Here is an 11,091-nt window from a genome sequence, read left to right as displayed (position 1 = left end):
GCCCCAAAGCTGACGTAGCGCTTTGCCCACCCCTGCCCCCTCCCGCAAGCGGGAGGGGAATGAGAGCGCACCGCTTTGCCCTCCCGCTTGCGGGAGGGCCGGGAGGCTTGAGAGCGAAGCGAACTAGCCGGGACGGGGTGGGCCAGCGCAACGTCCGCTCCTCCCCCCTTTTGCCGTCATTCAAACACCATCGTCATCCCAGCGAAGGCTGGGACCGTTATGACCATGTTGCACCCTTTCAGCAGACCCTTTCCAGCTTCATCCCGGCCTCGCCGAGAGGTTGCGACATGACGAGAGCGGTCCCAGCCTTCGCTGGGATGACGATCTGATTTTCGATCGACCGTTCCCCAACCAAAACAGACCTCCAACTCCGCTCAGCCTGAGCTTGTCGAAGGCCCCGAGGCCTGGCGCCACGCTTCCCATGCTTCGACAGCCTCGGCATGAGCGGCATAAGGCCGGCCAGCTCCCGCCTGCATACAAACGAAAACGGCCTCCCGGTTTCCCGGAAGGCCGCTCTCGGTGAAGCCTTGGCGCCTTACTGGCAGGCCCCGCTCACTGGCAGGCCAGGCACTCGTCGTAGTCGGTCGAGCCGCCGCTGGCAGCCAGTTCGAACTTGGGCAGTTCGCTGGTGTTGTCGGCTTCTACGCCGCCCGCGAAACCGGCGCGCTGCACCGACTTCGAGCGCAGGTAGTAAAGCGACTTGATGCCCTTTTCCCACGCCTGGAAGTGGAGCATCATCAGATCCCACTTGTCGACGTCGGCCGGGATGAACAGGTTCAGCGACTGCGCCTGGTCGATGTAAGGCGTACGGTCAGCCGCGAATTCGAGCAGCCAGCGCTGGTCGATCTCGAAGCTGGTCTTGTAGACCGCCTTCTCGTCGGCCGAGAGGAAGTCGAGGTGCTGGACCGAGCCGTTCTGCTCGAGGATCGAATTCCACACGTTGTTGGAATCCTTGGACTTCGAGGCCAGCAGCTTCTGCAGGTAGGGGTTCTTCACCACGAAGCTGCCCGAGAGCGTCTTGTGGGTGTAGATGTTCGCCGGGATCGGCTCGATGCAGGCCGAGGTGCCGCCGCAGATGATCGAGATCGACGCGGTCGGCGCGATCGCCATCTTGCAGCTGAAACGCTCCATCACGCCCTGGTCGGCGGCGTCGAGGCACGGTCCGCGCTCCTTGGCGAGCATCATCGAGGCTTCGTTGGCCTTGGCGTTGATGTGCTGGAACATCTGCAGGTTCAGCGCCTTGGCCATCGCGCTTTCGAAGCCGATGCCCTTCTTCTGCAGGTACGAGTGGAAGCCCATCACGCCCATGCCGACCGAACGCTCGCGCTCCGCCGAGTAGCGGGCGCGGGCCATTTCGTCCGGCGCGCGGTCGATGTAATCCTGCAGGACGTTGTCGAGGAAGCGCAGCACGTCCTCGATGAAGCGCTTGTCACCCTTCCACTCTTCCCAAGTCTCGATGTTGAGCGAGGAAAGGCAGCACACCGCTGTACGGTCGTTACCGAGGTGGTCACGGCCGGTGGGCAGAGTGATTTCCGAGCACAGGTTCGAGGTCGAGACCTTGAGGCCGAGATCGCGGTGATGCTTGGGCATCATGCGGTTAACGGTGTCGGAGAACACGAGGTAGGGCTCGCCGGTGGCAAGGCGCACTTCGACCAGCTTCTGGAACAGCGAGCGGGCGTGGACCTTGCCGCGCACCGAGCCGTCCTTGGGGCTGCGCAGGGCGAAGTCGGTGCCGTCGCGCACGGCTTCCATGAACTCGTCGGTCAGCAGCACGCCGTGGTGCAGGTTGAGCGCCTTGCGGTTGAAGTCGCCGGAGGTCTTGCGGATCTCCAGGAACTCCTCGATCTCGGGGTGCGAGACGTCGAGGTAGCAGGCGGCCGAACCGCGGCGCAGCGAGCCCTGCGAAATCGCGAGGGTCAGCGAATCCATCACGCGCACGAAGGGGATGATGCCGCTGGTCTTGCCATTCAGGCCGACCGGCTCGCCGATGCCGCGCACGTTGCCCCAGTAAGTGCCGATGCCGCCACCGCGCGAGGCGAGCCAGACGTTCTCGTTCCAGGTGGCGACGATGCCTTCAAGGCTGTCCTCGACCGAGTTGAGGTAGCACGAGATCGGCAACCCGCGCCCGGTGCCGCCGTTCGACAGCACGGGGGTGGCGGGCATGAACCACAGGCGCGAGATGTAGTCGTAGAGACGCTGTGCGTGCTCCTGGTCGTCCGCATAGGCATCGGCCACGCGGGCGAAGAGGTCCTGATACTTCTCGCCGGGAAGCAGGTAGCGGTCGTCGAGCGTTTCCTTGCCGAAGTCGGTCAGGAGCGCATCGCGCGACGCATCGGTGACGATGGTGAAGCGGCGATCGTGGATCGTCTTGGAATCGACGGCCTTCTTCTTCGTCTTCGGCGCCTCGACCACCAGATCGGCGGCCAAAGTATCGGTCTTGTCCATGGCCACGGCCGAGGCTTCCTTTTTCATCGCCGCTTCGGAGACATGCCCGGCAAGGAGCGACTCCATATCGACTTGCGCGGGATCCGCGTAGCTCACATCCGAATCAGACACGTGTCCGTCGCTTCCATTCCTGAAGTCCACTGGTGCGCCCCCAATGTATCGTCAAAACCTGTCATCGAACCGCCACGGGGGCGATCCAAACTGCTTTCGGCGGCCGAGCAGGCCGGCACCGAATCGAAGGGCGCTCAAGAACGTCCCATCTATCAGAACCAGCACAAAAAGAGAACGACATTCCCTGCCAGACCACCGGCGCGCCAGTTCGAGAAGTCTGGTCCCAAGTTCCCTGAAGGGCTCCGCACGGGCCTTTCGGCTTATGCGCTGTATCCCTAGGTATTGAGGCCTCTCGATCGGCGCGACACAACCTATAGTGCCCTTTCCAGCGAGAGGTTCAAGAGGGGGGCTGCAAACGGCATCGGTCCATGCATTCGTCACAGGGCCGTCACCTCCCTGCCGCGACGCGCCGAATTTCCGTTGTCTTCCAGAAGCGCAACCCTTTGAATCGCCCCTCGCCTCCTAAATTTTTCCACATAAATCACCGGTGAGACGAATCGGGCGTGCGACGAACCGAGGCGGTCAAGATCCGGCGCGACGCTTTTCCCCGGCAGACCCATCGGCTTTCGTCGAGATGCGTGCGCCGCTTGACGAGGACCTGCAACCACTGGCCTCCTCGCCGCTTATCAGCGTGAATGCGAAAGCGCTGCGGCGCGAAGGGGAGTCATACGGTAAATGTTCAACATCATCGGCGCCATCATCAGCGGCCTCGTCATTGGCGCGCTGGCCCGGTTCTTCTATCCGGGTGCAGTGCCCATGGGCTGGATCGCGACGATCCTGCTGGGCGTCGGCGGCTCACTGCTGGCGGGGCTGGTGACCAGCCGCGGGCGCGGCGATTTCAGCCGCGCCGGATGCCTGGCCTCGGTGATCGGCGCGATCGTGCTGATCTTCCTCGGGCGGGTGCTGCATATCGGGTAAAGGTACGGCCCACCCCGTCCGGCTAGGCAGCAAGCTGCCAAGCCTACCGGCCCCTCCCGCAAGCGGGAGGGCTATTACCTTGCTCCCCTCCCGCTTGCGGGAGGGGCCGGGGGTGGGACTTTTTTCCTTCTTTACGGAACCAGCACGGTATCCAGCGGCTGCGCATCCGCCGCCGGATAATCCAGCGTGTAGTGCAGCCCCCGGCTCTCGTGTCGCTTGAGAGCGGATTCGACGATCAGTTCCGCACTCTGCAGCAGGTTGCGCAATTCGATCAGGTCGGTCGAGACGCGGAAGTGGCGGTAGTATTCCTCGGTCTCGCCATTGAGCATCTGGATGCGGTGCATGGCGCGCTCCAGCCGCTTGGTGGTGCGCACGATGCCGACGTAGTTCCACATGAAGCGGCGGATCTCGGTCCAGTTCTGCTTGATGACGACTTCCTCGTCGGAATCGGTCACGCGGCTTTCGTCCCAGGCGCGCACTTGCGGCGGCGCCTCGAAGCTGTCCCACTTCGCGAGGATGTCGGCAGCCGCCGCCTCGCCGAAGACGAAGCATTCGAGCAGCGAGTTGGACGCAAGGCGGTTCGCCCCGTGCAGCCCGCTCTCGGTGCACTCGCCGGCCGCATAGAGCCCCGGCAGGTCGGTGCGGCCGTCGAGGTCCACAAGGATGCCGCCGCAGGTATAGTGCTGTGCGGGCACGACCGGGATCGGCTCCTTCGTCATGTCGATGCCGAGGCCCATCAGCTTCTCGTAGATGTTCGGGAAGTGCGCCTTCACGAAATCCTCGGGCTGGTGGCTGATGTCGAGGTGGACGTAATCCAGGCCGAAGCGCTTGATCTCGGAGTCGATGGCGCGCGCCACGACGTCGCGCGGGGCCAGTTCCAGCCGTTCAGGATCGTAGAAGGTCATGAAGCGCTTGCCGGTGCGCGGGTTGATCAGGTGCCCGCCCTCGCCGCGCACCGCCTCGGTGATGAGGAAGTTCTTGACCTCAAGATTGTAGAGGCAGGTCGGGTGGAACTGCATCATCTCCATGTTGGAGACGCGCGCGCCCGCGCGCCAGGCCATGGCGATGCCGTCTCCGGTGGCGCCGCGCGGGGCGGTGCTGAACTGGTAGACGCGGCCCGCGCCGCCCGTCGCCAGCACGGTGGCGCGGGCAGTGAAGGCCTCGACCCGGCCGCTCGCCTCGTTCAGCGCATAGACGCCCCAGACGCGGCCCGAGCCGGAATAGCGCTGCTCGTGGCGTCCGGTGATCAGGTCGATGCACGAATAGCCGGGGAGCAGGGTGATGTTGGGGTGCGCCTCGGCGGCCTGCAGCAGCGCCTGCTGCACCGCCCAACCGGTGGCGTCGGCAACGTGGACGATGCGCCGATGCGAATGGCCGCCCTCACGCGTGAGGTGCAGCGCCTCTCCGTCCGTGTTGAACGGCACGCCCAGTTCGATCAGCCGCTCGATCGCATGGGGTGCCCGCTCGATGACGAACTCCACCGTCTCGCGCCGGTTGAGGCCAGCGCCTGCGACCATGGTGTCGCGGACATGCTCCTCGAAAGTATCGCCGGCATCGAGCACGGCGGCGATGCCGCCCTGCGCCCAGGCCGTCGAACCGCCGGTCAGCGTGCCTTTGGCCAATACCGCGACCTTGACCTTGTCGGCTACCGCTAACGCAGCCGTAAGTCCGGCCGCACCGGAACCGATCACAAGGACGTCGAATGCGCCGGCGGCGCTGGATGGCGTTTCCATGACGCCGCTCCTAGCGCCCGTTGCACGGGGATCGCAATAGTTTGCGCGCGCCGCCACTTGCATGTTGCGGTGCGGTATCGTTCTTATATAAGATAGACCAAGTCATTACAAACACGGTTAACTTACGGCGATTTTGCTTCTTGCCAAGCACGTTGATTAGTCTAGTCAGCTTTCGCTTCTCATTGAGGAACCTATCTCGTGGCGATCTCGATTCCGCTTTGCTTTGCCAATAGGCATGAACCGGTGCGCAACGATGTGAAATGGGATGGCCTCAATTATACCGGCACCTGTAAAAATTGCGGAAAGACTATTCGCCGACAGAAGCACAAGGTCTGGAAACTTGACGACAGCGAAGCAGCCGACAAGTAAGTAAGAATCCTTAGCTTTACGAAATGCCCCTCATCCTCCTGAATATTATTAAGGAAAAAAGGGGATACAGGCCTTTGCTTGGCCCCGGCCGCCTCAATGTAAAATTTTGTTAATCGCGCACGTAAAGGCGCCCCCGGGCGAGGCCCGGGAAATATGAGACAGCTGCATCATATTTGAAAACGGCGACGAGTCGTTTCGCTCGTGCGCCGAGTCGCCGGTTATACTCAGGCTGCCGAACGCACCGCGCTGGTCAGGCTGACGAACACGTCTTCGAGGTCCGCTTCGCGAGTCGTCACGTCGACGATCGCGAAACCCTGCGCCTGCAGGGCCGACATGATCTCGCCCGCATTGGCGCGATCCTTGTCGTACGTGATCTCCAGAACCCGCTCGCCGGTCTTCACGCACTTGATGAAGCCGGGGTGGCTGGGCAGTTCGGTAACGTCGCGGTCCAGCGTCAGGACGATGATCTTCTCACGCGCCATGCCGACCAGTTCGCGGGTCGGCTTGTTGGTGATCAGTTCGCCGTGGTTGATGATCGCGATGCGGTCGCACAGTTCCTCGGCTTCCTCGAGGTAGTGCGTGGTCAACACGATCGTCGCGCCTTCCTTGTTGAGTTCGCCCACCAGTTCCCAGAGCTGGCGGCGCAGCTCGACATCGACGCCCGCCGTCGGCTCGTCGAGCACCAGCACGGGCGGGCGATGGACCAGCGCCTTGGCGATCAGCAGGCGGCGTTTCATGCCGCCCGACAGCGTGCGGGCATAGGCATCGCGCTTGTCGGCAAGGTGGACCGCGCGCAGCAGGTCTTCCGAGCGGCGCAGCGCCTTGGTGATGCCATAGAGCCCCGCCTGGATCTCCAGCACCTCGAACGGCGTGAAGAACGGGTCGAAGACGATCTCCTGCGGGACGATGCCGATCGCGCGCTTGGCGTTGCGCTGGTCGCGGTCGATGTCGAAGCCCCAGATGTCCACCGAGCCCGAGGTCTTCATGACCATGCCCGCCAAGATGTTGATCAACGTCGACTTGCCCGCACCGTTGGGGCCGAGGAGGCCGAAGATGCCGCCCTCCGGCACATCGAACGAGACCCCCTTCAATGCCAGCTTGCCCTCGCCGCCTCCGGCCGGGGCATAGCGCTTGACGAGGTCACGGATGGCGATTGCGGGCGTGGAAGTGCTCATGGCCGTGCATGTGGGCCATGATCGCCACGACGTAAAGACTGCAGGTGCCGCGTTGACGCTTCCTTGGCGCACGATATGATCCACAATATATCACTACGAGTCGCTAATCGAGCGACCGATACTGGAGAGCACCCATGGCAACCGAAGCAGCCCCTATCGAGAAGGATTACTTCACCGATCATTCGGTGCTGCTCGATCCTTACGACTACTTCGAGACCATCCGCGCCCACGGCCCCGTCCACCAGATGCAGAGCCGCGACGTGATCGTGGTGACCGGCTTTGCCGAGGCGCTGGAAGTGCTGCTCAACAAGCGCGATTTTTCATCATGGCTGAACCCCGATCCGCTGGTGCTGCTGCCTTTCGCAGTGGAGGACGACGACATCTCCGCTCTGCTCGCTGCGACGCCAAGCGGGCAGATGGAACTGATGGTCTCCTACGACGGCGACAAGCACATCGCCGCCCGCTCGCTGCTCAACCCGCTGTTCGTGCCCTCGCGCCTCAAGGCCAACGAGGCGTTTATGCGCGCCTATGCCGACGACATGGTGCGCGAGGCCGTCGCGGCGGGCGGGTGCGAACTGGTGGGCTCCATCGCCACGCCCTTCGTCACCATGGTCATCGCCGACCTGCTGGGCGTCCCCGCGCAGGACCGCGAGGCATTCCGCAAGATCATCGACGATGCCCCGCCGCCCGGCAACATGGATACGCCCGACGCGCAGAGCATCCATCCGCTGATGGTGATGGCCGGCTATTTCGCGCGCTACATCTCCGAACGCCGCGCCCGGCCGCAGGACGACGTCATGACCGAGATGGCCCTGGCAACATACCCGGACGGATCGACGCCCGATGCGATGGAGGTGGTGAAATCGACGATGTTCCTCTTCGCCGCCGGGCAGGACACGAGCGCCAAGCTGATCGGCAATGCCCTGCGCCGCCTGTGCGAGGACCCGCCGATGCAGCAGGCCCTGCGCGATGACCGCACATTGATCGGCCCGTTCCTGGAAGAAGTGCTGCGTCTTGAAGGCTCGACCAAGGCCACTTTCCGCATCGCCGCGCGGGCCACGAAGATCGGCGACATGGACATCCCCGCAGGCAAGCGCGTGGTCGTCTCGCTGTCCGCCGCCAACCGCGACCCGCGCCGCTGGGAAGAACCTGCCGCGTTTCGCCTCGGCCGCCCGAGGATCAAGGAGCACCTCGCCTTCGGCCGCGGGGCGCATACCTGCGCCGGGGCTCCGCTGGCGCGGGCCGAGGTGGCGGTACTGCTCGACCGGTTCCTCGAACACACCGCCGCCATCACGCTCGACGAGGCACAGCACGGACCCGCCGGTGCGCGGCGGATGGAATACGAGCCGAGCTACATCATCCGGGGACTCGCCAACCTGCATCTGCGCTTCGAGGCAGCGTAGCCGCCCTGCCCCCTGCATCGCGACGACTTTACCTCGAAACGACGAACAAGGGTCCAATCCGAGGTAGTGAACGACACGGCCTCTCTCCCGATCTGTTGTCGGAAGGAAGGCTAAATCCTGCGCCCGGTCAGGGCAAAGCGCTCAGACGGTTTTTGCCGCCACGGCCGATGCGCACTTCTCGGTGGTCTGCTTCGAACCGCCGCCAAGGAACGATACGGCAAGGAAACCGGCGATGATCAGTACCACGAAGCCCACCGTCACCTTGCCCAGGTGCTTGTCGATCACCGCCTTGATCGGCGCACCGAACAGGCGGAACAGCACGCCCACGATCATGAAGCTGATCGAGCGCGATATGATCGAGGCGCCCACGAACACCAGCAGGTTCATGCCGATGAACCCCGCCGTGATCGTCAGCAGCTTGAACGGGATCGGCGTCGCGCCCTTCACGATGATGATCTCGGCCCCGTAATCGCGCAAGTAGCACGCTGCCTTGGGGAAGCTCTCCGACAAGTGCAGCGCCCGCAGCAGCGCCTCGCCGAAGGCGGCATAAGCGAAGTGCCCGATCGCATAGCCGAGCAGGCCGCCCGCCACCGAGGCGATCGTGGCGATCGCGGCGAAGCGAATCGCTTTCTTCGGCTCGGCCAGGCACATCAGGCCCAGCAGCGGATGCGGCGGCACGGGGAAGAAACTCGCCTCCATGAAGGCAAAGGCGGCCAGCCACCAGCCCGCGTGGCGGTGCGAGGCCTTGGCCATGGTCCATTCGTAGAGGCCGCGCAGCATTCAGGATTCCCCCGTTCAGATCGCGCCCTGATTAGTGGCCGCGCTGCACTGCGGCAAGCAGGAAGAAAAAACCAATTTGGTTATTTTAGCTTGACGCAGGTGCACCAAATAGGTACATAACAGGAACACCGAAACGATGCCGAGTCGCCTCCCACGACCGGCCTGCCTCTCCAGTACAGGATCCCCCCATGGTCGAGACGAAGCAGGCTTCGCCCGGCGCCTTGCCGCGCCGTTCGCGAACCAAGATCAGCGCCGCATTGCAGGAACTGGAAAAGGGCGGGGTCAACCAGCACTGGCGCAAGTATTTCCTCGCCGCGCTGGCCGAAACCTCGAACGTCACCGCTGCGGCCGCCACCGCCGGAGTCCACCCCAGCCGCGCCTACAAGGCCCGCAGGGTGGAGCCGGAATTCGCCCGCAAGTGGCAGACCGCGCTGCTCGAAGGCTACCAGAACCTGGAGCTGGAAGTGCTTCACCGCCTGCGCTTCGGCGAGGCCAAGGACGGTACGGTCAAGTTCGACAACCCCAATGCCCTGCGCCTCCTCGGCCTCCACCGCGAGAACGTGGCGCGCGAACGGGCCATGCGCGACAACGAAGACCTCACCGTCGTGCGCGCCGCCATCGATGCCAAGCTGGAACAGTTGCGCCGCCAGGTCGTCGCCCGCCGCGAAACCGAAATGAAGGACGGCGCAAATGGCTGACCATGCCGCCCCCGACACAGACTGGCTGCGCGACGCGACCGGGGCCGAGATCGAAGGCCATCTCGACGCCCTCGAACCCGAAGAACGCCGCGAATGGAACTGGCACTGGCGCCTCTGGGCACGCCCCGAGCAGCTTGCTCCCATCGGAGACTGGCGCACATGGCTGGTCATGGCCGGGCGTGGTTTCGGCAAGACCCGCTGCGGCGCCGAATGGACCGCCGCCATCGCCGAGGCCGAACCCACCGCGCGCATCGCCCTCGTCGCCGCCAACCTCGCCGAAGCCCGCGCCGTCATGGTCGAGGGCGAGAGCGGCCTTCTCAACGTCGGCGCGCCGTGGCGGCGACCGGCGTTCGAGCCCTCGCTGCGCCGCCTGACATGGCCCAACGGCGCGCAGGCCATGCTCTACTCCGCCGCCGAACCCGAATCGCTGCGCGGCCCGCAGCACAGCCACGCCTGGTGCGACGAGATCGCCAAATGGGACAACGCCTCCGCCCGCGCGACGAACGCATGGGACAACCTGATGATGGGCCTGCGCCTCGGCACCGACCCGCGCGTGATGGCCACCACCACCCCGCGCGCGGTGCCGTTGGTAACACGGCTGATGGCCGCCGAGCGCGTCGCCGTGACGCAGGGCAGCACCTTCGACAACGCGGCGAATCTGCCGACGCAGTTCCTCGACGCGATGCGCGATACTTATAGCGGCAGCCTCCTCGGCAGGCAGGAACTCGACGGCGAACTCATCGCCGATGTGGAAGGCGCGCTATGGTCGCGCGCCTTGCTGGAAACCTGCCGCGAAGACGCCTCGCCCGAACTGGTGCGTGTGGTCGTGGCCGTCGATCCCCCCGCCTCCGCCGAGGGCGACGCCTGCGGCATCGTCGTCGCCGGGCTTGCGGCAGACGGCATCGCCCACGTCCTCGCCGACGCCTCGGTCGAGAAAGCCGGGCCGGAACGCTGGGCACGCACCGTGGCCGCCACCGCGCAAGCCTGGAACGCCGACCGCGTCGTCGCCGAAGCCAATCAGGGCGGCGCGATGGTCGCCTCGGTGCTGCGCGCGGCGCAAGTGTCGCTGCCGCTCAGGCTGGTCCACGCCAGCCGGGGCAAGGCCGCAAGGGCGGAACCGGTCGCGGCCTTGTACGAAGCGGGCCGGGTGCGCCACGCCGGGACTTTCGCGGCGCTGGAAGACCAGATGTGCGGGCTGCTCGCGGGTGGCGGCTATCAGGGACCGGGGCGCTCTCCCGACCGGGCCGACGCTCTGGTCTGGGCCTTGAGCGAGCTGATGCTCGGGAAAACGGTCGATCCTAAAGTGCGAATTGCCTGAAGAACGGAAAGTCACAAGCAGGGGAGCATAGCCCCCCTGCACCCCCAATACCGTCGAGGTCACGCGCGCAGCTTCCTCTCGCGCCCACCGTGAGCCGGGAGACAAATAGCCTGCGGCGCCATGTGGGGCTGAGGCGGCTGC

9 protein-coding genes are annotated in these 11,091 nt (G+C 64.7%); 5 read left to right on the top strand and 4 right to left on the bottom strand.

The annotated features are described in order from the left end of the window. Positions 1 to 552: 552 nt before the first annotated feature. Positions 553 to 2,511, bottom strand: coding sequence for a ribonucleoside-diphosphate reductase subunit alpha (locus LH128_RS18555; RefSeq protein ID WP_236727469.1), 1,959 nt, complete (start codon positions 2,509 to 2,511; stop codon positions 553 to 555). Between the two features lie 720 nt (positions 2,512 to 3,231). Between LH128_RS18555 and LH128_RS18550 the strand changes: the two genes are divergently transcribed. Then, positions 3,232 to 3,474, top strand: a complete 243-nt coding sequence (locus LH128_RS18550) for a GlsB/YeaQ/YmgE family stress response membrane protein (RefSeq protein ID WP_008831211.1) — start codon at positions 3,232 to 3,234, stop codon at positions 3,472 to 3,474. 131 nt (positions 3,475 to 3,605) lie between these two features. Here the strand turns inward: LH128_RS18550 and nadB are convergent, their stop codons facing one another. Then, a complete protein-coding gene (gene nadB / locus LH128_RS18545; RefSeq protein WP_008831210.1) occupies positions 3,606 to 5,207 on the bottom strand; it encodes an L-aspartate oxidase in 1,602 nt (533 codons plus the stop codon). Between the two features lie 198 nt (positions 5,208 to 5,405). Between nadB and LH128_RS33565 the strand changes: the two genes are divergently transcribed. Further along, a complete protein-coding gene (locus LH128_RS33565; RefSeq protein WP_155986451.1) occupies positions 5,406 to 5,576 on the top strand; it encodes a hypothetical protein in 171 nt (56 codons plus the stop codon). A gap of 224 nt (positions 5,577 to 5,800) precedes the next feature. Here LH128_RS33565 and LH128_RS18540 read toward each other — a convergent pair whose 3' ends face one another. Then, on the bottom strand, positions 5,801 to 6,751 hold the full coding sequence (locus LH128_RS18540; protein WP_008831209.1) for an ABC transporter ATP-binding protein: 951 nt from the start codon (positions 6,749 to 6,751) through the stop codon (positions 5,801 to 5,803). A 134-nt stretch (positions 6,752 to 6,885) separates the two neighbouring features. Between LH128_RS18540 and LH128_RS18535 the strand changes: the two genes are divergently transcribed. Further along, the gene (locus tag LH128_RS18535) at positions 6,886 to 8,154 is read left to right on the top strand and encodes a cytochrome P450 (protein ID WP_008831208.1); all 1,269 of its coding nucleotides are present in this window, start codon (positions 6,886 to 6,888) and stop codon (positions 8,152 to 8,154) included. A 141-nt stretch (positions 8,155 to 8,295) separates the two neighbouring features. On the opposite strand, the gene LH128_RS18530 is transcribed toward LH128_RS18535, so the two are convergent. Further along, complete coding sequence (locus LH128_RS18530) at positions 8,296 to 8,934, bottom strand: YqaA family protein (RefSeq protein ID WP_008831207.1); 639 nt, start codon at positions 8,932 to 8,934, stop codon at positions 8,296 to 8,298. Between the two features lie 188 nt (positions 8,935 to 9,122). Between LH128_RS18530 and LH128_RS18525 the strand changes: the two genes are divergently transcribed. Beyond that, positions 9,123 to 9,632, top strand: coding sequence for a hypothetical protein (locus LH128_RS18525; RefSeq protein ID WP_008831206.1), 510 nt, complete (start codon positions 9,123 to 9,125; stop codon positions 9,630 to 9,632). Continuing rightward, positions 9,625 to 10,950 (top strand): DNA-packaging protein, encoded by a 1,326-nt coding sequence (locus tag LH128_RS18520; RefSeq protein WP_008831205.1) that lies wholly within the window; start codon positions 9,625 to 9,627, stop codon positions 10,948 to 10,950. The genes LH128_RS18525 and LH128_RS18520 overlap by 8 nt, the downstream gene beginning before the upstream one ends. Positions 10,951 to 11,091 lie beyond the last annotated feature (141 nt).

Source organism: Sphingomonas sp. LH128, assembly GCF_000293195.2.
GTDB classification, from domain to species: domain Bacteria; phylum Pseudomonadota; class Alphaproteobacteria; order Sphingomonadales; family Sphingomonadaceae; genus Novosphingobium; species Novosphingobium resinovorum_A.
Note: the sequence above shows the minus strand (reverse complement) of the source record. Positions and strands in the feature narration are given on the sequence as shown.